Origin of the sequence: Streptococcus sp. NM (assembly GCF_003390135.1) — a bacterium.
Lineage (GTDB): Bacteria > Bacillota > Bacilli > Lactobacillales > Streptococcaceae > Streptococcus.
In genome coordinates, this window is record NZ_QUOS01000003.1 from 25,297 (window position 1) to 51,224 (window position 25,928).

General features: G+C 34.4%; 26 protein-coding genes and 1 pseudogene. 8 read left to right on the forward strand and 19 right to left on the reverse strand.

All coding sequences use genetic code 11. The features are described 5' to 3' along the window. Positions 1-300: 300 nt before the first annotated feature. The 4 genes from DXN33_RS05845 to DXN33_RS05860 are packed head-to-tail and all read right to left on the reverse strand — an operon-like array spanning position 301 to position 3,051. A complete protein-coding gene (locus DXN33_RS05845; protein WP_115904605.1) occupies positions 301-594 on the reverse strand; it encodes a DUF5960 family protein in 294 nt (97 codons plus the stop codon). Further along, complete coding sequence (locus tag DXN33_RS05850) at positions 587-949, reverse strand: hypothetical protein (RefSeq protein ID WP_115904606.1); 363 nt, start codon at positions 947-949, stop codon at positions 587-589. Before DXN33_RS05850 ends, DXN33_RS05845 begins: the two co-directional genes overlap by 8 nt. Beyond that, the gene (locus DXN33_RS05855) at positions 946-2,361 is read right to left on the reverse strand and encodes a Y-family DNA polymerase (RefSeq protein ID WP_049509856.1); all 1,416 of its coding nucleotides are present in this window, start codon (positions 2,359-2,361) and stop codon (positions 946-948) included. Before DXN33_RS05855 ends, DXN33_RS05850 begins: the two co-directional genes overlap by 4 nt. A 3-nt stretch (positions 2,362-2,364) precedes the next feature. Continuing rightward, on the reverse strand, positions 2,365-3,051 hold the full coding sequence (locus DXN33_RS05860; RefSeq protein WP_004269891.1) for an XRE family transcriptional regulator: 687 nt from the start codon (positions 3,049-3,051) through the stop codon (positions 2,365-2,367). A gap of 237 nt (positions 3,052-3,288) precedes the next feature. On the opposite strand from DXN33_RS05860, the gene DXN33_RS05865 reads away from it, so the two are divergent. The 3 genes from DXN33_RS05865 to DXN33_RS05875 are packed head-to-tail and all read left to right on the forward strand — an operon-like array spanning position 3,289 to position 5,381. Then, on the forward strand, positions 3,289-3,837 hold the full coding sequence (locus tag DXN33_RS05865) for a YqeG family HAD IIIA-type phosphatase (RefSeq protein WP_042750123.1): 549 nt from the start codon (positions 3,289-3,291) through the stop codon (positions 3,835-3,837). Beyond that, positions 3,821-4,657 carry a VanW family protein gene (locus tag DXN33_RS05870; protein WP_049492887.1) on the forward strand — a complete coding sequence of 279 codons (837 nt, stop codon included), beginning with the start codon at positions 3,821-3,823 and terminating at the stop codon, positions 4,655-4,657. Before DXN33_RS05865 ends, DXN33_RS05870 begins: the two co-directional genes overlap by 17 nt. Before the next feature lie 58 nt (positions 4,658-4,715). Further along, positions 4,716-5,381 (forward strand): hypothetical protein, encoded by a 666-nt coding sequence (locus DXN33_RS05875; RefSeq protein WP_049486648.1) that lies wholly within the window; start codon positions 4,716-4,718, stop codon positions 5,379-5,381. Positions 5,382-6,261: 880 nt separating this feature from the next. Here the strand turns inward: DXN33_RS05875 and DXN33_RS05885 are convergent. Continuing rightward, positions 6,262-7,281, reverse strand: a complete 1,020-nt coding sequence (locus DXN33_RS05885) for a DUF2075 domain-containing protein (protein ID WP_258864234.1) — start codon at positions 7,279-7,281, stop codon at positions 6,262-6,264. A 50-nt stretch (positions 7,282-7,331) separates the two neighbouring features. Further along, positions 7,332-7,928 (reverse strand): hypothetical protein, encoded by a 597-nt coding sequence (locus DXN33_RS05890; protein WP_115904608.1) that lies wholly within the window; start codon positions 7,926-7,928, stop codon positions 7,332-7,334. 465 nt (positions 7,929-8,393) lie between these two features. Here DXN33_RS05890 and DXN33_RS09800 point away from each other — a divergent pair, with 465 nt between their 5' ends. The 3 genes from DXN33_RS09800 (at position 8,394) to DXN33_RS05900 (ending at position 9,629) form a co-directional block, all read left to right on the forward strand. Continuing rightward, positions 8,394-8,582: a hypothetical protein gene (locus tag DXN33_RS09800; RefSeq protein WP_258864230.1), complete on the forward strand. Its 189-nt coding sequence runs from the start codon at positions 8,394-8,396 to the stop codon at positions 8,580-8,582. Between the two features lie 19 nt (positions 8,583-8,601). Continuing rightward, positions 8,602-9,246 carry an HNH endonuclease signature motif containing protein gene (locus DXN33_RS05895; RefSeq protein ID WP_258864231.1) on the forward strand — a complete coding sequence of 215 codons (645 nt, stop codon included), beginning with the start codon at positions 8,602-8,604 and terminating at the stop codon, positions 9,244-9,246. Positions 9,247-9,431: 185 nt separating this feature from the next. Further along, positions 9,432-9,629, forward strand: coding sequence for a hypothetical protein (locus DXN33_RS05900; protein WP_115904609.1), 198 nt, complete (start codon positions 9,432-9,434; stop codon positions 9,627-9,629). Positions 9,630-9,820: 191 nt separating this feature from the next. On the opposite strand, the gene DXN33_RS05905 is transcribed toward DXN33_RS05900, so the two are convergent. From DXN33_RS05905 to DXN33_RS05945, 8 genes are all read right to left on the reverse strand, one after another. Further along, positions 9,821-11,191, reverse strand: coding sequence for a restriction endonuclease subunit S (locus DXN33_RS05905; protein ID WP_115904610.1), 1,371 nt, complete (start codon positions 11,189-11,191; stop codon positions 9,821-9,823). A gap of 4 nt (positions 11,192-11,195) precedes the next feature. After that, positions 11,196-13,208, reverse strand: a complete 2,013-nt coding sequence (locus DXN33_RS05910) for an N-6 DNA methylase (RefSeq protein WP_258864235.1) — start codon at positions 13,206-13,208, stop codon at positions 11,196-11,198. A gap of 562 nt (positions 13,209-13,770) precedes the next feature. Beyond that, on the reverse strand, positions 13,771-15,060 hold the full coding sequence (locus tag DXN33_RS05920) for a GIY-YIG nuclease family protein (RefSeq protein ID WP_115904613.1): 1,290 nt from the start codon (positions 15,058-15,060) through the stop codon (positions 13,771-13,773). A 216-nt stretch (positions 15,061-15,276) separates the two neighbouring features. Continuing rightward, positions 15,277-16,134, reverse strand: coding sequence for an ImmA/IrrE family metallo-endopeptidase (locus DXN33_RS05925; protein WP_115904710.1), 858 nt, complete (start codon positions 16,132-16,134; stop codon positions 15,277-15,279). 204 nt (positions 16,135-16,338) lie between these two features. Next, positions 16,339-17,142 (reverse strand): hypothetical protein, encoded by an 804-nt coding sequence (locus DXN33_RS05930; protein WP_115904614.1) that lies wholly within the window; start codon positions 17,140-17,142, stop codon positions 16,339-16,341. Continuing rightward, entirely contained in the window at positions 17,123-17,530 is a 408-nt protein-coding gene (locus tag DXN33_RS05935; RefSeq protein ID WP_115904615.1) for a hypothetical protein, read from the reverse strand. Before DXN33_RS05935 ends, DXN33_RS05930 begins: the two co-directional genes overlap by 20 nt. After that, on the reverse strand, positions 17,469-17,990 hold the full coding sequence (locus tag DXN33_RS05940; protein ID WP_115904616.1) for a hypothetical protein: 522 nt from the start codon (positions 17,988-17,990) through the stop codon (positions 17,469-17,471). The genes DXN33_RS05935 and DXN33_RS05940 overlap by 62 nt, the downstream gene beginning before the upstream one ends. Positions 17,991-18,149: 159 nt before the next feature. Next, positions 18,150-18,491, reverse strand: a complete 342-nt coding sequence (locus DXN33_RS05945; RefSeq protein ID WP_115904617.1) for a helix-turn-helix domain-containing protein — start codon at positions 18,489-18,491, stop codon at positions 18,150-18,152. Positions 18,492-19,430: 939 nt separating this feature from the next. Between DXN33_RS05945 and DXN33_RS05955 the strand changes: the two genes are divergently transcribed. Continuing rightward, positions 19,431-19,646: a cytoplasmic protein gene (locus DXN33_RS05955; RefSeq protein ID WP_258864236.1), complete on the forward strand. Its 216-nt coding sequence runs from the start codon at positions 19,431-19,433 to the stop codon at positions 19,644-19,646. 48 nt (positions 19,647-19,694) lie between these two features. After that, a pseudogene (locus DXN33_RS05960) lies at positions 19,695-19,808 on the forward strand (integrase); the annotation flags it as partial. 260 nt (positions 19,809-20,068) lie between these two features. Here DXN33_RS05960 and rpsI read toward each other — a convergent pair. The 5 genes from rpsI to pheT form a co-directional block, all read right to left on the reverse strand. Beyond that, positions 20,069-20,461: a 30S ribosomal protein S9 gene (gene rpsI / locus DXN33_RS05965; protein ID WP_000075964.1), complete on the reverse strand. Its 393-nt coding sequence runs from the start codon at positions 20,459-20,461 to the stop codon at positions 20,069-20,071. 18 nt (positions 20,462-20,479) lie between these two features. Then, entirely contained in the window at positions 20,480-20,926 is a 447-nt protein-coding gene (rplM, locus tag DXN33_RS05970) for a 50S ribosomal protein L13 (protein ID WP_001044624.1), read from the reverse strand. Positions 20,927-21,141: 215 nt separating this feature from the next. After that, positions 21,142-22,341 (reverse strand): ABC transporter permease, encoded by a 1,200-nt coding sequence (locus DXN33_RS05975; RefSeq protein ID WP_115904619.1) that lies wholly within the window; start codon positions 22,339-22,341, stop codon positions 21,142-21,144. Beyond that, positions 22,338-23,231 (reverse strand): ABC transporter ATP-binding protein, encoded by an 894-nt coding sequence (locus tag DXN33_RS05980; RefSeq protein WP_115904620.1) that lies wholly within the window; start codon positions 23,229-23,231, stop codon positions 22,338-22,340. Before DXN33_RS05980 ends, DXN33_RS05975 begins: the two co-directional genes overlap by 4 nt. Before the next feature lie 235 nt (positions 23,232-23,466). After that, complete coding sequence (gene pheT / locus DXN33_RS05985; RefSeq protein ID WP_115904621.1) at positions 23,467-25,872, reverse strand: phenylalanine--tRNA ligase subunit beta; 2,406 nt, start codon at positions 25,870-25,872, stop codon at positions 23,467-23,469. Between the last annotated feature and the right edge of the window lie 56 nt (positions 25,873-25,928).

The window sequence follows — 25,928 nt, forward strand, 5'->3', positions numbered from 1 at the left end:
TTACTTCATTCTTTTCAATGATTCTAGTTCCCCCAAAGAGAAGACCAGCCGGTCTTCTCTTTTTCTATATATAAATCAAAAAATATCCATAAATTTCTATGGATATCTTAGTATCTATAAAACAGAATGATTATTTGGGATAAGTATTTTCGAATTCAACTACGATATCAAGTACACAATCATCCAAAAAGATGGAGCTCTTATCTGATTTAATCAGAAATACCATAATAATCTGCTGCAAGCTCTCCGCAGATAACTACAATGGTGTACACCAGAGAACGAGCTCATCTCCTACCAAATCTACTGGTCACTATTTTTAACCCCAACATATACATAGGTCCTATTTCTGGGACACTCTTTTTCCGTTACCACCCTAAAGTAAAAGCTATGCTCCCGCCCATTCTTGGCATTTTCCTTGTTTAAAACAAAGTAGTTCTTCTGATTCATTGCCATGGTTCGTAGGATGTCATCAATCAAGAAAGTCAAGGGTACGTTCATGGCAGAGTATTTTTGAAAATCCTCTTCAAAACGAATATAGTTATCTGAAAAGTAATCCATCTGCAGTTTGTTTTCATACAGCTCTTTTCTAGTCATAAACTCCCTCCTCCCACAGCCGAATTTCGAGGATATCTGCAACCTCTATCAACCTATATCCCTCGCTTGTCCTAATAGATAGAGTCTGAGGCCATAACTCTCTCACCACACCGATGATAGTGGTTTTCTGCTTCTTTTCCTTTAGCACAAAATTTCCCCTAAGTTGGCCAACATAAAGCTGAGAAAGCAAGTGTAACTTCTCATCTGGAGTCAAATCCGTCGAAAAATCAACCCGGCTTTTTTCTTCACTGAGCGAACTGGTGTGTTCTGAAAGGTAAAATCCCATCCACTTCTGCATCCCTGGATCTTGATAATCTCGCGCGGATTGAAAGGGTAAATAAGAACGATCAATCATTTTAATCCATCTAATCCTCCAGCAGAATGTCCCCCAATCAGCTTGCTTCTAGCAAGACTCCTAGAGGCTTCTTCCAGTGCATTGGCTCTTAAAAGGGAAGTGAAACCAAATTGTTCCCGAATGGAGTCAATGGCCGTCTGGAGCCTTTCTTCTTTTTCTAACTTGTCAACATCATCAAAAAGAGATATCAAACCAAAGGACTCATCCACAAATCCTGAATAGTTGATTCCAACACTTCTGACTGCTCCTGAAGTGTATTTGTTATGAAATAACTTCAAAACATAATCCGTTAAGACAGCTGTATTATTGGTCGGTTCGACCTTCATTTGTGTGTGAATAGACGACCTGACCTCCTGTTTAGAGAAACCGACATAGATAGAGACAAGGGTTGTTTTCTTGCCAGACCTTCTCAATCTAATAGCCACCTGCTCCGCCATTTCCCGGAGAATAATTTCAATATCACGTAGCTTCACGTAGTCTCTCGGCAAGATTTGAGAATTCCCCAAGCCCTTGGATTTGGCTTTATAGGGCTTATGAACATTGCTCTCATCAATCCCGTTAGCATGAAACCACAAACGCAGACCAGCCTGACCCAGAGCTTTCTTTAACTGGTCTGGATTGCTGGTTGCCAATTCCTTGATGGAATAAATCCCCAGAGCATGCAAGCGTTTCTCCATCCGTCTGCCAATTCCCCAAAAATCCGTCATCTTAGGGATTGCCCAGACCTTCTCTTCCACATCCTGGTAAGACCAGTTGGCCCTCATGGTCGGAGTGTGCTTGGCTTCATTATCCAGAGCCAACTTGGCTAGTAAGGGATTGGCATTGGACATACCTACTGTAGAGTAAATCCCTGTCTGCCTCCAAATATCCCTCTGAATACGGGCAGAAAGCAGATCCAGCTTGTCTTTGCGAGAGAGACTCTTAGCTGGGATGAAATAGTTGAGCGAACTAGTTAGGTCAATAAAGCCCTCATCGATAGAGTAAGGATAAATATCATCTGGACTGCCATAGTTTTGAAAGATTCGCTGGATTTCCATATTGACTGCAATGTACTCGTCCATTCGAGGAGGGACAATCAAGGTAACTTGAGCCCAATCTTCGATGTAGCGAACATAGTCTGAGTCGGTAGGTAGCCCTTGCTTTCGAGCATTATAATAGGAAAATTTTCGCGTTTTGATATCAAAAGGCAAATCATAGGCCCGACCAACATTTGACTTGCCAAAAATCTTCTTAAACAGGGGAGAGGAGGCTAGGATAAGACCAGTTGAATTATCCGCTCGACTCATGACACAAAGCGAGGTTTTCAGCGGATGTAATCCCCTTTTCACGCACTCAACACTAGCATAAAAGGATTTCATATCGACAAAGGCAATGTCACTTTTGGGCTCTCTGGAATAATCAAAGTAGCCCATAGTCTAGCCCTCCATCGGCACAAAGTTCCCAACGATAATCCCCACAATCCGAGGATCTTCCTCATAGGAGATGAAAATATCTTTGTATTTAGGATTGATAGAGACCAGACGCAAGCCATCTTCCTCACGATAAACCCGCTTAATATAAGTCTGATTGTTGCAAACCACTGCATAAACCGCCCCATCATAGTCAAATCCTGTCTCTCGAATCAGAGCCACTGAACCATTTTGGTATTTAGGTTCCATGGAGTCCCCAGACACCCAGGACGCAAAATCATGGGCTAGTTCCTCATTAAAGTAAACCGTATCAAAATTCTGATCATCGTAGACCGAAGCCCCAATCCCTGCTGACATGCGTTCATAAACACGGTACTCGTAGAGGCGCTCTGGCATCGCTGTTACTTTCTGGGCTTTCTCCTCTTGAGATAGGTTGCGAGCATAGAGAACAACCTTCTCCTGCCCTTGCTTGGAGAGGCTATGGTAGAGACGGACAATCTCGATCTGAGTAAAATATCCTTTGGATACCTTTAAAATGTTCTCTAACTGGGCTACCTTCTCCTTAGACGGTTCTTTGATTCCACGTTCCCAAGCTGAGTAAGCCTGGAAACTAATCCCAAGTTTCTCTGCAATTTCCCTCTGTGTCAGTTTTAACTCTTTCCTCCGAGCCTTTAATTTTTCTGGCTGATACATACTTCACCTCCTATTATGATAATTTAATGGACATTATCTCCCTTAGAAAGACTAATCGATACTTGAATCCATATTTTTAAAACTCAACCAAAAAGGTTTAATTTTATTATATAAAAAAAGTGGACGGTTGTCTACTAGGAATATCTATTTCTGCTACACACTTAATAGTGGTATTGACCTTGTTCTATATATGTGCTAGAATTATTGTTATATATTCAATGAAAGGCTTTACACAATATGTTTCCATTCATGCCAGCAGCACGAGCAAAAACTGTTTTTGATATCCCCTATCAAAGATTATATCAACTTGGTTTTAAAGGATTAATTTTTGATATCGATCAAACTCTTGTGATGCATGGCGCCCCCGCTACAGAACAAGTTATTGAACTTTTTCAAAATCTCAAAGCCATTGGTTTCCAAATTTTTCTTTTGTCAAACAACGACGAAGAAAGAATCACACAATTTAATCAACATTTATCTGTTCCCTTTATCCCACTTTCGGAAAAACCAAATCCTAAGAACTTTAAAAAAGCTCTTGACATGATGCAGCTAAAACCATTTGAAACAGTTATGATTGGAGATCAACTTTTTACAGATGTGCTCGGAGCTAGTCGTGCAAATATCTCCACTATCTTAGTTGATTTTTTATATGATCCTAAAGAAGGCGGAATTGGTAAAAAACGATGGGTTGAAAAATTAATACTTCATACTTACCCATTTTTGAGACAAAAAAATAAAAATTTAGATGTGATCAAAAAGGAGAAACAACATGGTTTTTTGGAATAAGGATCTATTATTTTGTGAAATTAGTCCTACAACATATAAAATCTCTTTAAAAAAAGAAAATCTAAAACGACATATACAGAACTTTAAACAAGGAAAAAAATTCTCTAAAATTCGTCAAGAAAAGATATTACCTAACTTAGTTTCATCATATTCTACCCAACTGATAAAACGTGGTCCTGGCATTGATATTACTCTTCAAAAAGGAAAAGCTACTAACATACAGATTGCTAGTAAAAATCTAAATAACATTATCATTCATCCAGGAGAAGAATTTTCTTTTTGGAGTTTAGTTGGTAATACAACTAAGAAAAAAGGATACCAGGAAGGGCGAGTTATTATTAATGGGAAAGTAGAACCTGATATTGGCGGAGGGCTATGTAATTTAGCTAACTTGCTTCATCTTTTAATTGTTCATAGTCCTATGAAAATTACAGAATTTCATTCTCACTCTGATGCATTAGACCCTGATAAGGGGACTCGGAAACCATTTGCGAATGGAACTTCTGTACAGTATAATCATCAGGACTATCGTTTTAAAAATAATACTGACCAACTTATTCAATTGAGAACATGGACTGAAAATGAAATTCTCTTCGGGGAATTAAGAAGTGAATCACAATTTCCGTTCACTTATCAGATAGTTGAAGAAAATCATCATTTCAAAAAAGAAGGCAATTATTACTATCGCAACTCCATGATTTATCGTGAAAAACTTGATAGAATAACTGAACAAACTTTGGAAAAAGAGCTTATTTTGAAAAATCATTCAAAAGTCATGTACGATCCGAAACTCATTCCTAAAGAAATGATTAGACAGTAACCTAAGTACTTTTATTTTTAAGAAAAATAACTTAGAATTAACATCAAAAGGAACTTTTATGAACTCACCTAAATTAATTGTTATGCTGACGCATAATGATCACACAATTGAAAATGCACGAGAAATCTTCGAATCATGTAAGAACACCAAAGCCGAATTTTGGGGATTTAAAGAAAAACCACTTCCAATTTCGGAAATGAAGTCTTTATTTTCAGAAATGAAGTCTTACGGTAAAACTACTTTTCTTGAAGTTGTGGAATACGATGAAGAGAATGGTCTTCAAGGTGCACGAATTGCAAAAGAGTGCGGATGCGATGTTTTAATGGGGACTGTCTACTTTGATTCAATCAACGAGTTTTGTAAAGAGAATAACATAAAGTACATGCCATTCGTAGGAGAAATTAAAGAGCGTCCATCTATTTTGGAAGGTACTATAGAAAATATGATTTCTCAGGCGAAAGAATACTTAAAAAAAGGGGTCTATGGCTTTGACTTACTAGGTTACCGTTATACTGGTGACCCCTTGGAGCTAAATAATGCTTTTACTCAAGCCATACAAGCTCCCGTCTGTTTGGCCGGAAGTATTGATTGTTATGAACGGTTGAATGAAGTAATTGATACAAATCCTTGGGCATTTACAATCGGAAGTGCATTTTTTGAAAAAAAATTTGGCACAGAAATTCACGAACAGATTAATAATGTTTGTAATTATATAGAGAAATAAGGTAAAGTATACTTTGAAATTAATATGCTCTCCTCTATCAAATAAATTTTACTTTTATATCAACAAACTACTCTCAAAAAGTGAGATTAAAAGTCTCATTTTTTGAGAGTAGTTTTGTATTTTGACTATCACTTTAGTAAATATTCAGCAAAAGATATTATAATTTTTATACTAAAAATAAGATCGAGCATTTTTAAAAATATGTATTAAAAATATTTCATGTTTCTGCTGTAAAAATCAATGGTGGAAATTTTCAGGGAAACTCTTGATTTTTAGACAAAAAAAACATCCAAGAGAAAATTCTTGAATGTCTGTAAACGTTGATATAATCGTATTGATTAACGTTTTGAGGCAACTGACTTCGTCATGTTGCAGCCACATTTGCAAGCGACTAAAGTCGCAACAACTGTGTCAATTGCCCCAATTTAGTAAGAAAGTACAAAAAGAACACCCCGAAAGGTGCTCTTTGTAAGTATAGTAATTCTTTCGAATTAACGTTTACTAAATTGTGATGCTTTACGAGCTTTCTTAAGACCTGGTTTGGAAAGTATGGGTTTCAGTTGGGGTAAAAACAGCACAATATCAAGGATTTTAAGAACAATATCTATTAATTAATTTCATAAAATATGAATTAATAGATTCTAAATAGGGTAATAATTTAGTTCTGTAAAAATTAACTTCTATATCTACAATCTTTTTTATTGGAAGATTTATCAGTGTTGGTAGAGATAAAATAATACCCCAAATCTAGCAATCAAAGTTACTAAATCACACACAAATTCAATGATATTGCCGTTAGGAACTGTTTTACAACAATTTCTGGATCATTGACGAGTAGAACCTTAATTTCTAACTCTTCTTCCAGGATTGAACCTACACGTTAATTACTAATTTCTCCATCACGAAACATTTTCTCTGTATTTTGTTTTATTTGCTCTAATTTTTCATATAAAGCTAAATTATCAATTACTACAATATTTAGTTCTTTTCTTGCTCTCGTTACTATTTCATAAAGCATCTGAACAGGATCACTATTATTGCATTTCTCCTTTACAACTAAATTTCCTTCTTTATCATAAGAAAATTTTGAATCCATTGGCACGGTCACGCTATCAAACTCTCTTCCCATATATTTATGAGGGTTTCTTGAAGGATCCGTAATCTCATCATTGATTGGATTAGAGTAATGGATTCTTTTTCCATCATGAATACCATTTTTCGATGGGGTAAAATATAACGGAGTTGATCCCAAAGTCTCAGGGGTAGTTGACATAAATTCTCTTGCACTTTGATGATTATCAAAATAATAAATATTTACTGAACTTGTAGGTTTAACATTATATTTTTTTAAATCTCTAAATAAAAAATTCTTCCGTTTTTTAATTAGTTCAACTATTGTGTCTTTATAGTTATCATTTTTATTTTTATCTTTTGAATATAATAAATTCATGGCAAATAAAGTAATAAAATAATTACTTCGAACACTCCCTTTTAAATTAAAATCTTTGGAGTTATCCGGTTCAATGGTTTTTAAATATTTGCTTATGTATTTTTCTCCGCTTTTTAACCATTGAAGTTCATCATAGAAAAAAAATATTCTCTCTAAATTTCCATCATCAAACTTTGAAAGGAGATAACTTATTTGTTTCCTACTAATCCGTTGAGCTTCATCAACGAATATATAATTAGCTTTGACTAATTCGGAATAATTTTTTTTATAATTCAAACTGCCAATACCAATAGTTGTAAAATTAATACTTTTAGCTAGTTCACTGTGTGCATTAATCTTTGTATGACATGGTATTACAACAACTTCTTTTTCCTTAGCTACTAAATTTCTTACCACATCATATAAAACTAATGTCTTCCCTGATCCTGCTGAACCTGTGACTCTTATTATTTTTTTATCTGCTGTTAATAAGTTGTCCCTTAACTGCCTTTGTACATCTGTTAATAAATAATTTTTTTAACAAACTCTTCCCAATTATTTAGAGGGGAAATTAGTATATTCTCTACTTTAAAAATCTCATCTATATCAAAATATCTACACATACGAAACTTATATAATATCTCATAAATTCGTTCACTAGAGACTTTTATAAGTTCGTACTCATTACCTGATTTTTTGGCATACTCAAAAAATTGTTTCTTGTCCTCACAATAGCCAAAAAGATACATATCTGTATACTTTATACCAACTCTATTAAAATAAAATTGATGATTCTTAAGCTGTTTTTCGATCTCATGTTTCTTTGCACTACTTTTTTTCAGTTCTATATTAATAACAATCTTTTGTTCAGAGTCTGACTGATGAACTTTAACTGCTTTTAATAAATCAAATTCTTGATGCAAACGTTCAAATTCATATCCAATTAAAAAATTATTTGTTATTTGAGTAGTCGACACTTTTTCTATTACTTTATCTAATTCTTCTACCAGACTTTTTAATGCAGTCACATCATCTAACACTTTTTTCGGAAATAAAGTTGGTTTTGAATTATATAATTGGATAATAGAGGCTAAGTTATTTATTTTTTTAAATATCATTTATTTTAAAATCTCCAAATTACTTCATCTAATTAATCTCAACAATTTCATATCAATATCGAGAAAAATTAACAAACAATCGTACAATTTTATTATAACATAATATACAATGATTCTAAAAATAGTAGATAATATCATATATATTGAAACAACATCCGAATCTCATTTATCTATACAATTACCTTCTATCAATGTTCTTATTTTTGATAAGGGTTATTATATATCTAGAAAATAAATTCTGTATAGATCTTTAATGTAACTAATATTATAGAAAATTTCTATGCATCCTCTGTATTCTCAGAACAACTCCATCGATATTTTTTGAAGTTATCTATTTCATAAACATCATAACTAAAGTAGCCTAAGCATTCATTACAATAACAATCAACTTCCATCATAATTTATCATATGTATTCAAATTATGGTATACTACAATTAGTAGTATACCATAATTTGGAGGTTTTTATGACAAACACTCAGAGTAGTAGCAATATCAAAACTATTGATGATTTGAAAATAAATGACATCTATACTAATGATATTATTGCCAAAGTTTTTAGATGTTCCAAACAAGGTGGTATGAGAAAATCAAATACAACTAATACTCTTGTTCTCATAGCAAAACAAACAGGTAAATCTGTTTACCATAGGTAATATACTTTACTATACCGGAATGGGACAAGTAGGTGATCAAAAACTTGATTATGCTCAGAACAGAACTTTAATGGAATCTTGTAACAATGGTGTTACTGTACATTTATTTGAAGTCTTTAAAGACGCAGAGTATACCTATGCAGGTATAATTGAGCTTGCTGAACCACCTTTCGAAGAAATTGAACCTGATAAAAATAATAATAAGCGTATTGTCTATAAATTCCCTCTAAAATTAAAAACTTCAGAGTATTGCCCAAATAATGATACATTAATACAAAATGAAGAAAAATTAGAAAAAACAATATTACGTAAGAATGTTCAAGAAATTAGAGAATTAGCAATTGAAAAAAGCAATTCAAATAAAAATAAACATCTTTTTAGAAGAGTATCTACTTTGACTTATGAACGTTCCCCTGCAATAAAAGAATATGTAAAAGAACTTGCTAAAGGAATTTGTCAATTATGTGATAATAAAGCTCCCTTTGAAGTAAAAGGTAAACCATTTTTACATGTTCACCATATTGAATACTTATCAAAAGGCGGCGAGGACACAATTGAAAATGCAATCGCAGTTTGTCCAAATTGCCACGCTAAAATTCACCAACTTGAACTTGAAGAGGACAAAGAAAAGCTACTTCGTAAAGTCCAAGAGCGAAATCTTTAATTTCTTAAGCAAGCTATAAATGCTTGCTTTTTTTATTTAAACATCTAATTTTAGACTTCAGTTAAAATTAATTAGTAATAAGCTATCCAATTAAAAGCGTAGATACATTAGCACAGTTCAGGCTAAATTTTGAACAGTTGAGAAAATAAAATCTATTTTGATATTGATTATAGTATGATATAGTCATGAAAAATTTAAAAGAAAAAAATATTCAACGAGCATTATGGCATATTAAGCGTCATTGTAAAAATATAGAGAACAATTATGAAAATGAATTGAGTAAAACGGAGTTATTTTACTTGAAATCTAGTGTTGAAATACTAAGTCGAATTTTGAACAATAAAAAGCCCTATCCAAATTTGGATAGGGAGGAAGTGTTTTGAAGAAGCAAAACCTAAAAACTATAACTCTAGATTTCGGAAAGTTGAAATAAGAGAGCAATATATAAAAGACTTAATCTATGACATTCTCGTAAGTACTATATACCAGTTTACACCCACCACAATATGTAGTGTTTTCGTTAATACAAAAAGGCGACTTCCAAGCAGAAATCGCCTTTTTATACTCATTTAAATCAAGGTGTCTCTAAAAATATACCTGTGCTAAAATACTTCTCAATTTCTGATTTTATTCTGACACGTTCTTGTGCTAAATCTAAATATCCATTCTTACTTTGGTTACTCATCAAAGTAATTATATCATTTTCTTTATCTTGTTTAAGTTTTAACATTGGTATCCTAGCTAGGTCTGAACTCCTAATCTCACGCATTTTTGAACCTTTTCCCACCGACTGAAACAAATAACGATAAAGATTCGAGTTAATTAGAGCAGTTAAATAAAGAAGATGTTCTTTTGAAGCGTCATCATAACAATATACACCTTGATTATTATGAGCTAGTCTATGTCCATCTATATAACCTGCAATGCCAACATATTCTCCATTGCTACGAGATGTCCTATTAACTACCATTAAAGTAGGACGATTTATATTTTTAAGATTAGTAGAAGCAATTGATTGTTTTTCTTCAATAAATCCAAAATCGTCGAAATCGGTAGGTGTTATCCAATGTGTTTCATATTCATTTGTCTCACCAATAAATCTTTGTTTTGGAGTATTCCCTCCACGTATTTTATTCACATCTAGGTACTCAGGTGCTAAATAGGAAGTGTCTATAATACGTGAGATTAGTTGAGAGAAATCATGGGAGTGTTCTCGAAAATTCCAAGCACGTTCAGATAATTGGTTAATTGAAACAACTGAATTTCTACGCTGAGTAAGTAATAATTGCTCTCCGTTTACGCCGACATGATTATCAAAAATCTCATTGATAATTTTCCGTATGGTCCACATTTGTTTTTCAATTTCAACGATTTTTTGAGAAAGTTGAGATATTTTATCTAAACTTTCTTTAGGAGGAATCGGTACTAGTAGGTTGTCGAAAGTTTTCTTAGAAAAATTATCAACTCCTTGAATTGATCCTCTCTGGATGAATTGATTTAACCCTAACTGACTATTGAAAAATGCTAACAAATAAAAATGGAACTTCTTAAATCTTATAATTCTAAGATGTGAATTATAAGCAACTGACTTTTGACCGATGTATAAACTGATTTTCCCTAATTGTTTTGAAGCTGTTTGAATAACGAAATCGCCATTATTGAGAGATTTATAATTCTTTAGCGGAGCAACTAATTCGGTTTCACGACTAGAATTGAAAGTAAATTGCCCCTCCCAAATATCTGAAATCTTAACAAAAGGGACTGAATTTATATATCTACTATCTACATAATTGTCCGAACCAAATTCTATCCCTTTTTCTGGTTCATTTTCTAATAAACTCAGCAGTGGTACTAACTCAGTGTTGTGAGGCAATACTCTACCAGCATAATACGCCTGCGAAAAAGAAAAATCATTATTTTTAAAATCTGAAATAGAAACTTTCATAAGCTCACTCTCCTAAAAAAGCTTGCTTAATTGATGGCTCTTGGCTTAATAAATAATCTCTAAAGTCGGATATAATATCAGTGAAATCTTCGTCTATTTCATCAAGAGTTTCAAATGTTTTAAAATCACGTTTAAATGTTGGTACAAATGTAATAACTCGATTAACAGTTTTTACCTGATAACCCAAGTTATTTACATTAGCCATATATACCGAATAGTCCTTATCTAGCATGTCTTGTTCTTCCCTTTTAGGTTTATAAGCAATGATAACCGTAGTTGCAACTCCTGTCTCTCCAAATGAATTAGATGGAAGATCTAAGGTGGCTACTAAACGCATTTTTGATAAGAACCATTTTCTTACATTTATCCACTCTTCTATTGTAGCAAGAGAATTAGACAAAATAATAGCCATTCGTCCTCCCTCTTTTAAAAGTTTAACGCTATTTTCTAGAAACAACGCCCCCATATCCATCGTTTTGGGTAATGAATCGTCTATATCCAATTTGTTTATAAATGTATCATATAGTTTTAGAGTTTCAATAGGTAAATCCCAGATACCTTTATCACCTGTTGATAAATCCCTTCCTTTACCAAAAGGAGGGTTAGTCAAAACAATATCATATGATAATACATCTCTTGTTTGACTTATCTTAGAAGACCAATCGTCTTTGTTAAATTCAACTGTAGTAAATTCTCCCTCAGTTGTGGGGACACCAGAAACTGTTAATTTTTGCGATAGAGAATTTAATTGATGAATTTGAGCACCTCCGTCTCCATTTAATACGAGGTTTAATTCCGCTAACTTCAAATTATCCTTATCTATATCAAATGCAAAAATATTTGTAGCGGGGCTGGAAGTTTTGTTTGGATGAGTATATTTATAAGTCATTGCTAAAAAGTCTGCAATACCAGCAGCTGGGTCAACAACAGTCTCTCCCACTCTTGGATTTATCATCTCTACCAAACAGTTAACAACTGGAATCGGAGTAAAAAATTGTGATTTAGAAGCCTTATCTGCTTCTTGACCAAAGTTGTTAAAAATGATTTGATTGAAAGCATCATTAGGAGCATTTAAAATCGAGTATTGTTGAAGTTGCTTGATAACTGCGATTAAAAATTTCTCATCACTGTTGCTATCAGGTCGGTATTTATCATCATAATTAAAGACTTGTCGAGAAGTTGACAATAATTTTCGGTACTCTAGTTTTGCAGAATTATATAATTCCGCAATTCGTTTTCTAAACGTTAGCTTTCCTAACCCATTAATTTCAATCTCATCATTTTCAATATAAAAGTCAACATGTCTATTTAATTCAATAGAACGCTTTTCATCAAAAATTTTAATAGTTAAGAATTCAACAATAAGTTCTTTCACATTCCCATCTGGGTGTATTTTGTCTGCTTCTTTTATCAGAGACTGCACAACTTCACCAAACGCTTTTTGGTCCATCGGTTCCATGTGTATTACAAATTGATTTGATAAATTTGAATAAGTTTCAGATGCCTTAATCAATTCTTCGTAAGATGGTAATTGTGATAATTGGTCTCTTAGTGATAAATTCCAAGAATTTAATCCTGTACTTCCCTTTAAAGGTCTCTTATCTTGATAATAACGATATATCTCATTTTTACCTGTTTTCTTAAAAATCAAAAGTTCATTTTTGTTATCAAAGTATACACCATATATAGGCAAATCACTTGTACTTTCACTCATGGCAGACCTTAACTGATTTTCAATAGCTGACTGAATTGTTTTACTATTCTTTTTAGCTTCAAAGAATAGTAAATATTTTTCTCTTAGATGAGAATAGTCTTTAGTCTGTTTAGCTAGTTGATAATCGTTATACCAATCCTCTTGAAAAATCACAATATCAGGTTTGATACTTTTCCCGTTATTCCCTTTTGGAATTTTATATTCTACAAAAATATGCTCTGCTGGATATGCTTTTGATTTCACTAGACTATAAACCAACCTCGCTCTATAAAATTCCTCCGAGAAATCTCCATTTTTTGATATTGCCTTTTCTGATTTTGATAGTTCGGCATAGACACCAAGTTCAGTTTTGTACCAATCGTTCGAGAAAGTAGTGTTATGATATTTTTTTCGAAATCAACGAAATATTTTAAGTAATTCATATTATCCCCTTTCTCTTAACGAAAAAACACGTCCGATTACGTAATCAATGTGAGCTGTGATTGCGTTCATACCAATCAATTCCTTTACTTTTTGATAGTTCTATTATATCAAAATTTTGGCATTTTTTCTCAATAGTTTAATCAATAGCATTAGGTGATAATTTGTTAAACAATTAATACTTGGATAATTTAAAATAAGAAAATAGCAATGGAAGTACTTGACATGTATAATAGCACTTGCTCGAACTATAGAAATATCAACGTAAAAATGTGAGGCGTTATATCCACAATCTAGCACGGAATGTCTATCTCATGCGATGAATAATGGAAGATTCTATCCATTTCTAGATAGGAAAGAAGTTTTTTAAAAACAGCTCTGTTAATTAATAAAATTCTTAGAAAAACATTCTTGATTTAAAGAAATTAAATTATAAGATAGACTATCATTCAACAAGATCATCAATAGAGTATATTTTATTTTCAATTGATTTAGGATAATATATAATTGTTTCTATTACGTTTATTACTTTAGTATCTTTAATGAATAGATCATTAATAAAATTTAAAAACTTAAAATAATTATCTTCATCTGCGAAATAAAATAAATGATCATGCGAAAAACTATTGTCTTCATTATGTAAGCGCGATATAAAAATCTCTGCTTCTTTATCTTTGAGTTTTAAAATCCAATTTTTTCTAGTTACAATTATAGATTCAATTTTTTCAGTCTCTAAATTTACTTTAATTACTCTTTTTGATGGTTTCTGCAGATTAAATACTTCAGAACATCTATTCTTATTTCTATTATTTAGCCATTCGTAATTTGGATATAACCAATTTTCAACGTTAAAATCTGCTTGTCTTCTTTCTAGAAATTTTTCTATTTGAAAAATGATTTCATCAAGATATGGTAGTAGGTATTTTTGATTATAATCATATTGTTTTGGATTATCATTTTTTTCCAATGCTCTTAAATTTTTTAAATTAGTTAGGAAGTACTCTTGAAAATAAATATCTGTAACGAACTCATCGTCTGAATCATTTAAGGGATAAGAAAACAAATTCCTGAAACTGCTTCCAGCCCCAATTCCGTAATATATATCTAAAGAACTTTTCTTTTGAAGCCAATCCAAAAATTTGCCTTTTACTTTTTTTTCAGGACAAATAATAAAACTGTTTATCCATCTTTTTGGAGAGTCACTCTCGTAATATCTTCTAATTAAGGCTTTTTCATCTGGTTTCATATATTTAATTTCAAAATTATTTTTTTCTTGGTTTAAATACTTAAAAACAGTAATAAGCCTTTTTAGAGTTCGTTGAACTTTTCTTATTGATTTTTCAATATTTTCTTTGGCTTTTTGTTGTTGTTCAGCATAAGTCATAATTCGCTTATCCTTCTTTTTAGATTCACTTATTCCTTTTTGAATAGTTAAATCCATATCTTTACAAATTTCTTTAAGACTTTCAAAAGAATTGATATCAAAAAATTCTGTAGATCCATCAGATTTAATTGGTATCTCTTTTCGATATCTCTTCAATCGCAAATGTATCAATTTTTCGATATCATTTACTTTAGAGACTGGAACTTCGATCCAGTAAGAATTTGCTAAGTCAGCTTCTCCAAAATTAGACTTTAATTGAGAGTATCTGGAATAAACATTATCAGCTTTTCCAATTTTAATAGCACTTAATGTAGATGTCCAATCTATAATATAAATAAATGAATTTTTCATTTGATTCTTCCTTTTACTAATACTATATTTTACTTATTAATAACTTTAAATTGACTTAATATTCTTTTGATTTCACTTGATTTATCTATGAACTATCCTCACAACATACATAAAAATCTTTTATAAGCTCTTAGTACAACGTATGATTAATAACAACACATAATTGTAGTGTAATATATTTTTATGTCAGTTTTAGCTATTCCCTCCGAGTTTTACTTATATGGCTAATATTTCTAAATTCGCCTTTCTTCTTGCTTCAATCTCTGATAGTTTGTTGCTATCCCACACATAAGCTAAAGATTTTCCCTTATTGTATACAAGCCATACTTTAAATTTCTTTATTGCTCTAATCTCATCCCACCTTGTCTGGTCAAGCAATTCTGGTAATTCTTGACTCGTCACGAAATTAGTTTGTTTCAATCTCTTTTTTAGCTGTGCTATAAGCGAGGGTTGATATTGATTGAACTCTTCAATCAATACTTCTTTCAGTTGATGAAAATAATGGTGAAGCGAAGCATTTTGACCGTCTAGGTATTCATCTACTGCCTGCTTGATAGCTAATTCATTATCCACTTGGTAATCTCTCAATAAGTCAATTAATCGGAAATAAAGAGCCTGCTTTGAAACCTCTAGATCCTCTTTGACCTTTTGGAAAGTATCACAAGAGTAGTAAATCTTGGATAGTAGCACAATATCAGGCATCAGAACAATAGCTGAAAACACATTAGCTTCTCGCTCTAGAATAGACTCCTGATTATCTACTGACTCTGTAAAATATGAACCAACGTGCTTTAAGATAAAGTGGCCTAATTCATGACACAAGGTAAAGTTTCGTTTGTTTACGGGGCTATCTTTTTCATATGAAAAACTGATGCCAAGTCTATCAATAACCGTCAACCCTTCAATCTTATGGTTTGAAAAATGATGAGGGATGACTTGAATCTGGCTCACATCGATACAATGGTCAAAATAGTAGTGAAAGTGATAGTTCAGAGTTGAAATTTCTTCATCTTTCATAAAGGAATAAAGGACTTGTTTTGTGATTTCACTTACTCTTGAATACAATTCATCCAACAATCAGTACCTCCTTTAAATCACTAGTTGCAAAACTAAACCTATTTGGTTTAGTTTATTATACAAAAAAAGTGGACGTCTGTCCACTCTTCAATACAAAAATTAATATAATATTTTAAAAATCATAACCTTAATAGTCTATTATTGAAAAAACATTATTCCAAGGATTTATTTACAATGTTCATTAACTTCAGCTAGACTCCCTTATTTTTTTAACAAGTCATAAAAGTCTTTGGCCTCTAGTTCATCTCTAGTCATTAAATCAATACCTCTTAATAAACCAACAGAACTTATGATAGAACTTCTAGTTGCAAGTGTTACAATTTTTACATCAAGATTAATAACATCGGAACTAGTTTTAAAAACATTGTTACACTCTTCTAGATATTGAATTTTACGATTAGCTTGAATTCCCCTTTTTTTCAATTTTCCTGTTGCAGTATTGATATCAACTCTGAGATGGTAGTAAAAAGTAGATAACCCAAATTTACACTCATAAATACATAGTGACTTATCTCTATTATTCTTATACACTACATCACATTTTGACTTAGAAAAATCTTTATTTCCAAATAGTTCCTTCCGCTTATACTTTATTAAAGGTTCATAAACAACTTTTCCAAATCTACCCGAAGTTCTTCTCCATTGCATTGTGATATACTCAAGGTAATAACTATATATCATACGATAGTCTTGAGCAGATATCAAACTATTATTAAATAAATCTAGAAGTAATTTCTTCAATTTATAAAAACTGTATCTATTAACTGAATTATTATAAAGAACTTCTTGTTCTTCTTTAAGATCTTCAATTCGAGAACCTATAACTGCTTGAGTTTCATTATTATTTCTATTTGAATCAAAAAAACTATTAATAATTCTATAACAGGAATAGTCTGAAATAGCCCACTTATATAATTCCAATACAACATTATGTACATGTGTTGGCGTAATTCTTCGATTAGACTTAAATCTGATATGCTTTAGTTTATATTTCTGAGCTGTCATCAATTGTCTCCCAAAATCTATATGGAATCTCAAGAGATGAGAATTTTGTTTGTGAAAACAACTCATTAAATCTATATCTTATATAAGGTTCTACGATTTCAAACAATGCAAAGTTACATTCCCTATCCTTGATATTAAAGTTTTCATCTGAACTAGTGAATTCTATTCGATGCGATAATTTAAATAAATCTTCCTCTTCATCAGCAACTCTTAATAGGAATGAAACAATTGCTCTGAAATTTCCTTGGTCATCATGTTCAAATTCTTTAACTGTTATTCCAACATTAATTTCAACCTCACTATTTGGTAAAAGTTTTTCATCTAATCTATTTAAATTGAATATTAATTCTGTTGGATAAATTGAATCTATCGACTTGATTACCTTCATTATTATCTCCTTCTGGTAGTGTTACTACAATATTATCTAATTCGAAATTATAATCATCATTTTTCGAAAAGTTTGTTTCAAATTGAATATAAATATCTTTTAATTTATTCTGTAATTTATCATTATTACTGTGTAAAATATTAATAGAGTTTTCTACATCACTATTATGTTTTAAGAAATTAGTTTCCTTTGATAATACACCGCTATAAAAATTTAAAAATTTTATTAAATCATTTGAATATTTTTTTTGTAATAACTTATCAGAACTAATCTTATCTAAAATAGATACTTTAATACTTTCAGATATAATGTTAGAATAAAAAAATTTGAGCTCTTCATCATCGTCTACTCTTCTTTCGAGTTCAGAACGATAGTTCTTAAAATTTTCTCGATAGGTAGAAATACTACGTTTTACTGACTCATACTGCTGTTCATCATATACTATGGTATTTAAAAACATAAATTTCACCTCCTAAACTAGCTTATTATATAATATTTTCAAAAAATTAACAAGTAATACATCACTCAATTATAAGTCTGAATAAATTCTATTGGCATTTTTTATCCATGAATTAAATTTTTAATAGAATCTAAATTGTACTTTTATAACATTTATATACTAACTTCTGGACTCAAAATTTCTCTTCCGTTCTTCCATAAACTCAATCAACTCTTTTTTGAAAATCTCTTTTTCTTCGTCAGTTAATCCTTTTGAGTTCATACGGAAAAGTAATTCAATATTATCCAATTCGTCTATTTTTTCTTCTAAATTCCCAACTAGATAATCAACTGAAACATTTAAAATTTGTGCTATCTTAACTAAATTTTCCTGTGTTGGTTTTTTAGCTCCACGTTCCCATGAAGCATAAGCTGGTTGCGAAATTCCTAATTTTTCTGCCACATCAACTTGAGTTAATTTCGCTTGTTTTCTTAGAGCTTTTATACGTTCCGAAAATTCCATTATGTTCCTCTTAAAATTTTTAAAGAATTTTCCAAAAATCTATTGACAATTATAACCGATAGTTATAAAATGTGAATATAGCCGATAGTTATAAATGTTATAAAAATAATAATGCTTAACTTCAGCATCACGATCTTTGAAAATTTAATAAAAAGTGCGTCTGACAACCAGAGGACTGATTGCCAAAACTACACTAAACTTCGTACCTTTATTGTAAATGTTTTGGAAAGAAAAGTCAAGTCTCTTATGGTTGAAGTGAAGATATAAAACATTTTTGTGGGCTTCCACGCATTTCGGATTTTCGCACTTTTCCGTATAGTAAAGTGAACTAGCTTCGCCAAAGGGCGTAAGAGAACCCAGTGAGTATGATAATGACTACCTATTGAGGTTGGCTGGGAGAGCGATGGTAATTCATGCAAAGCACCTTGCTAAACGTTGCCACCGTGAAGGAGGAAGCCTTCAACCAAATAACTTTTCTTTACTACTGTCTATCCTTATCAGATAGACTCACTCTCAAGCTACTAAGTCTTCTTTTTACTTAGTAGCTTTTTCACTTTTATAATAAAGGAGGATACTATGACAAATTTTTTTAGCACTACAATGTCAAAGACTTTACGATAATTACACATTTACTTATAGAATCTTCAGTTCATCTGATAAGCTAATCGCAAAGCTATATACTCAAGCTTTGAATGATTTAGATTCTTTAGCAAAGAAATCACTCATCACAGGATTTTCTCATGCTGAAGTGGAATTCTATACTAGAATGTTTAAACGTAAACTCTCTTCTCACTACTACTCAAGAGTGAAGCTACCAGCTTAACTCTTTTTATTTTACAATCAGAAAGGAAAAAACTTATGATACCAGACACTTTAAAAATGAAACCAGAATTTATCGGTCCAGTTTACTATTAAAAATTAGGAAACGTTCCTCGTTATATCTTTGGTAAAGAAGGAAAGGACCAAAGACATATTCTAAATAGTGAAACTCATGGTGCCTTCCACGTTATTACACCTGCTTCTACCACTGTCTTTCCAGAAGATGCTCTTGTTGAGGCAGTCAACCCTATTTTCTTATCAGATACTTCGCTGAATGGAAATTCTGTCGCACTTGCTCTCAACGTTTTTGCTGAGAAGCTAATACTCAAGAAATAATAAAATAAAGGAGAAAATGAAATATCTAAAACTGGATTAAACTATGGAATCTATAAAGCTCTAACCCATAGTGACACGATTACAACAAAGACTTATGTCAATACTTCGAATATTATTCCAATGGCTGTTAGAGAGATTGCTTATCGTAATCTTAAAAAGTAATGGTGTGAATTTAGTGTGAAAAATGGTGTGAATTTTGCTAAAAATCATCAAAAAACACTCCATGGTGTGAACCATGAAGTGTTGAAGATGCTGTATTGTAGCTGATTCTTAACGTTTTGAGGCTACCGACCTTGTCAGGTTGCAGCCACATTTGTAAGCGACTAAAGTCGCAACAACTGTGTCAATTTCACCAATTTAGTAATAGCGTACAAAAAGAACACCCCGAAAGGTGCTCTTTGTAAGTAAGTAATTCTTTCGAATTAACGTTTACTAAATTGTGATGCTTTACGAGCTTTCTTAAGACCTGGTTTCTTACGTTCAACTTTACGTGAGTCACGTGTAAGAAGTCCTGCGCGTTTCAATGAATCGCGGAAGTCTGGGTCTACTTGAAGAAGGGCACGAGCGATACCGTGACGGATAGCTCCTGATTGACCAGCGTATCCACCACCTACAACGTTAACGAAAACGTCGTATGAACCTGCAGTTGAAGTAACTGCGAATGGTTGGTTGATTACAAGACGAAGGTCAGCGTGTGGGATGTACTCTTCAACATCTTTTTTGTTAACAGTGATTTTACCAGTTCCTGGAACAAGGCGAACGCGTGCAACAGCGTTTTTACGACGTCCAGTACCTGCATATTGTGCTTGTGACATACTTTATTGTTCCTTTCCTTAGATAAGTCCTGAAATATCAAGAACTTCTGGTTGTTGTGCAGCGTGAGTGTGCTCAGCTCCAACAAATACTTTCAACTTCATACCTTGAGCGCGTCCAAGAGTATTGTGTGGAAGCATACCTTTAACTGATTTCTCGATCAAACGTACTGCATTTTTAGAACGAAGTTCACCTGCAGAGATTTGTTTCAATCCACCTGGGTGGTTTGAGTGAGTGTAGTAGATTTTATCAGTTGCTTTTTTACCAGTCAATTTAACTTTTTCAGCATTGATAACAATCACAAAATCACCTGTATCAGTGTGTGGTGTAAATGTTGGTTTGTTTTTTCCGCGAAGTACGCTAGCAACTACTGCAGAAAGACGTCCAAGTGGTACATCAGTTGCGTCAACTACGTACCATTTACGTTCAACTTGGCCTGGTTTAGCCATAAATGTTGTTTTGTTCATGATTTCTCCTATATATAGTTCGATTTTTGTTTACGGTGATGGGTGTTCCTTCCCATCGAAAAGTATTTGGAAGGTTCCGGGGCCTTTCAAATGGGGTAAACAATACCGCCTACTATAATACCAAATTTCACCCCTAAAAGTCAATAGATATGAAAAATATTTTTCTGAATTCCACTCTTTTTATCTCTAAAAAACCTCGCTTTCGCGAGGCTCTTCTATTTATAAGATAAGGCACGTTTAAAGGTTTTCCAAGGACCTAAATCATCTGTTTGCAGAACGAGGCTAGCATACATACGTCCGATAAAGACTGTTGCCGTTACTGCAAAAGCAATCGTAATAGCAAGCGAAATCCAAGCTTCTAACCCATTTGCATAACCATTAATAGCTCTAAACGGCATGAAGAAAGTCGAAATAAAGGGAATATATGAACCAATCTTCAAGATGAGATTGTCACCAGCTGCACCTAGAGCTGTCACTCCAAAAAAACCACCTATAATCAAAATCATCAAAGGCGACAAGGCTTTTCCTGAGTCCTCAGGACGAGAAACCATAGAACCTAGGAAGGCTGCTAAAACAACGTACATAAAGAGGCTAACCAAGACAAACAATAAGGTGTTGAGCGAGAAAGCCTCTCCTATATGGTTTAAAATACCAGATTGTGCCAAGATTGGTAGGTCTTTAAAGAGAAGAATGGCAGCAAGTCCACCCACGACGTAAATGCCAATATGGGTCAAAATCACAAGAAGCAGAGCCAGCATGCGAGCGTAGAAATAATGACTAGCTCGGATACTAGAGAAGACCACCTCCATAATTTTGGTTCCTTTCTCGCTAGCCACTTCCTGAGCAGTGACACTAGCATAGGTAATCAAAATCATATAAAGGAAGAAACCAAGCCCTGCGGCCGCAAAGGTTTGAATCATTTTTTTATTTTCCTTGGATTCATCAATTTTCTCCGTAAAGTTAACTGTTTGTTCCAAGCGTTTTTCCTGTTCTTGTGACAAATTGGCTGCCGAACGATTGAGTTGGTATTGCAGTTCGTTGATCTTATTGGTTACTGCTAGCTTGATGCCTGTTTCAAGAGAAGTTTCACCATGATAGACGGCCTTGAGGACGCTGTCCTCTTGGTCAATGGTTAGGTAACCCTGGATTTTCTCATCTTTGATAGCAGCTTGGGCACTGGCTTCATCCTTATAATCAAAGTTGATACCATTGGTACCCTTGAGCCCATCTTCCACAGATGGCACAGTTGTTACTACTGCTATCTTACTATTCTTGGCCATAGAAGACCCTTGGAGGTAGCCAATTCCCCCAGATAGACCGATAAACAAGAATGGTGAAATCACCATAAAGAAGAAACTCCACGATTTAACATGTCGAAGATAGGTTTCCTTCATTACAACCCACATATTTCTCATACTTCCACCCCTGATTCTAGTTTAAAGATTTCATCGATTGTTGGCGCTTGTTGATCAAAGGTTGCGATATATTGCCCCTGAGTCAAGATTGGGAAAAGTTCCCTTCCAGCGCTCTCATCCTCCAAGATTAATTTCCAACTGCCTTGTTTGGTCAAACTCACCTGTTTAACATGAGGAAGTTTTTCCAATTCTTCCTTGCTTCGTTCACTTGAAACAAAGAGACGCGTTTTCCCGTATTGATTGCGGACATCCTGAACTGGTCCATGCAAGACCACACGGCCATCTCGGATCATGAGAATATCGTCACAAAGCTCCTCGACGTTGGTCATGACATGGTCAGAAAAGATAATGGTTGCTCCGCGCTCTTTTTCCTGAAAAATGACTTGCTTTAGCAATTCAGTATTGACTGGGTCCAATCCACTGAAAGGCTCATCCAAGATAATCAAGTCTGGCTCATGAATCAGAGTAATAATGAGCTGAATCTTCTGCTGATTTCCTTTTGACAGACTCTTAATTTTATCTGTCAGCTTCCCTTTCACTTCCAACCTCTTCATCCATTGAGGGAGTTTTTCCTTGATTTCCTTGGCATCCATGCCTTTTAGAGTCGCCAAATAGCGAACTTGTTCAAGGACTGTCAATTTAGGCATGAGACTGCGTTCTTCAGGTAGATAGCCAATCCGAGCGTAGGTCTCTTGACGAATATCCTGACCATCCAGACTGATTTCTCCTTGATATTCTAAAAACTTCAAAATACTGTGGAAAATCGTTGTTTTCCCAGCACCATTTTTCCCGACTAATCCCAAAATACGACCTGGTCGCGCTTGAAAGTCAACGCCAAACAAAATTTGCTTGGGTCCAAAACTTTTCTCTAGACTTCTTACTTCTAGCATCTTTCACCTCCGAAATGTCTTGCACTCATTATACTCCTTTTTGATAGCCTTTACAATGATTTCTGTCCATTTTTATCATCCTCATTTTAGTAAAAAATCTTAGGGTACTTTGAGTTATGAGTACATTATACACTGGTAAACTCCAATTTATCTTCTCTGTTCCTCAACTGTCTATTTTTGATCCTGAATTGTTATTTGAAAAGCAAAAATCCACCCCGAAGGATGGATTGATACTTTAACGCACTTCTGCATTGACTTTTTCTTCGAGAGACGCTTGGATTTTTTCCATATAGCGTGCGACTTCTTCGTCCGTTAAGCTGTCTTCTGGATTTTGGAAAGTCAAGCTATAAGCCATTGACTTCATACCAAGTCCCAATTTTTCGCCTGAGAAGACGTCAAAGAGTTTGATATCTGTCAAACGTTTCACGCCGGCAGCTTGGATAGCGTCCACAACTTCTTGGTGAGTCACTTCTGCCTTGAGAAGGAGGGCAACGTCACGGCTAACTGCTGGGAATTTCGTGATTTCCACAAATGGAGCAGCTGGTTGAAGGGCAGCTTCGATGGCTGAAAGGTTGAGCTCAGCCACATACGTTTCTGGAATATCGTAAGCCTTAGCAGTGACTGGATGCACTTGGCCAAGGAAACCAAGAACTTGGTCACCGAGTGAAATCATAGCTGTACGACCTGGGTGAAGGCTAGCGATTTCAGATGTTGCCGTATAGGTTACTTGGAGTCCCAAACGAGAAAATAGCGCTTCAAGGATTCCCTTAGCATAGAAGAAATCAACTGGAACTGCTGCTGTTTGGAAATCTTTTTCAGCAACCAAGCCTGTCAAGGCAAAAGCAAAGCTGTTGATTTCATTTGGAAGTTCTTCTTTTGGATTACCTGTTTGTTCAAAGACTTTTCCAATCTCGTAAAGGGCCAAGTTTTTATTCTTACGAGCCACATTGTAGGCAACTGTATCTAGGATACCAGAAATCATATTTTGACGGAGGACAGAACGATCTACTGTCATTGGCCACATAAGTTCAGTAAGATTACTTGGTTGAGCCGTAAACTCGACTGCTTTTTCAGGAGTTGTTAGAGCGTAGGTGATGATTTCTGTCAAACCTGCCCCTTCAGCAATGGTACGAACTTGGCGACGAAGTTTTTGCGTCGCAGTCAATTCACCAGCTGTCCCATCGTCTTTTGGTAGACTAGTTGGCAAGCGGTCATAACCATAGATACGAGCGATTTCTTCAAAGAGGTCCGCTTCGATTATGATATCCCAACGACGACGTGGGACGCTGACTGTAAAGCTGTCTGCATTTCCGGAAAGACCAAAGCCAAGACGACGGAAGACGTCTTCTACATCAGCATATGAAAGCTCAGTTCCGAGGACACGGTTAACATCAGCAAGAGTTGAAGAAACTTCCACATCAGAGGTATCAAGTTCACCCGCTGAAACGATGCCTTTGCGCACCGTCGCACCTGCAAGTTCTGCAATCATGCTAGCCGCCGCATCAAGGGCTTCGTTAACAGTTGCCACATTAATCCCTTTTTCAAAGCGAGAAGATGACTCAGAACGAAGGTTGAGACGACCGCTAGTCTTGCGGATTGATTTTCCGTTGAAGACTGCAGCTTCAAGAACGACACGACTAGATTTTTCAGAGATTTCTGTTGCTTGACCACCCATAACACCTGCAAGGGCTACTGGCTTGTCTGCGACAGTGATGACTAGGTCATTCACGTCCAAGTAACGTTCTTCACCGTCCAAGGTCACCAATTTTTCACCAGCACGCGCTTCACGCACACGGATGTCACTCCCTTCAAAGGTATCCAAGTCAAAGGCGTGCATTGGTTGACCAAAGTAGAGAAGGATGTAGTTGGTCACGTCCACAACGTTATTAATAGGACGGATACCTTCGTTCATGAGAAGGTTTTGCAACCATTGTGGACTTGGTGCGATAGTCACATTGTCCAAGATACGAGCTGCATAGTAAGGCGCCTTGTTTGTCTCAATGCCCACAGAAAGAGCATCTGCTGCAGCTTGGTCAGTTTCTGAAAGAGTAAATTCTTTAAAGTTGATTGCCTTGTCATAGATGGCTGCCACTTCGTGAGCCACCCCACGCATAGAAAGAGCGTCCGCACGATTGGGTGTGATTGAAAGTTCGATGATTTCATCATCCAAGTCTAGATATGAGAAGACTTCCTCACCTGGAACGGCATTTTCTGGCAAGATTTGGATGCCATCTGCGAATTCCTTAGGCACAACTGAGTCAGAAATTCCCAATTCACCAAGTGAACAGATCATCCCAAGTGACTCAAGACCGCGGATTTTTCCTTTTTTGATTTTGTAGTTGTCAGCGATGCGAGCTCCTGGAAGAGCCACCATAACCTTGATTCCAGCACGCACATTTGGGGCACCACAAACGATTTGACGGGCTTCTTCTTCGCCAACGTCAACCTGACAAACATGGAGGTGAGTTTCTGGCACATCTTCGCAAGACAAGACCTCACCGACGACAATTTTTGAGAGACCAGCAGCAGGTGATTCGACACCTTCTACCTCGATCCCTGTAGTTGACATTTTTTCAGCCAACTCTTGTGATGGCACATCAATGTCCACCAATTCTTTTAACCATTTATAAGATACAAGCATAATTTAGTTCTCCAGAATGACAGTTGTCACCCTAGTTCTTTTCCTTTCCTATCATT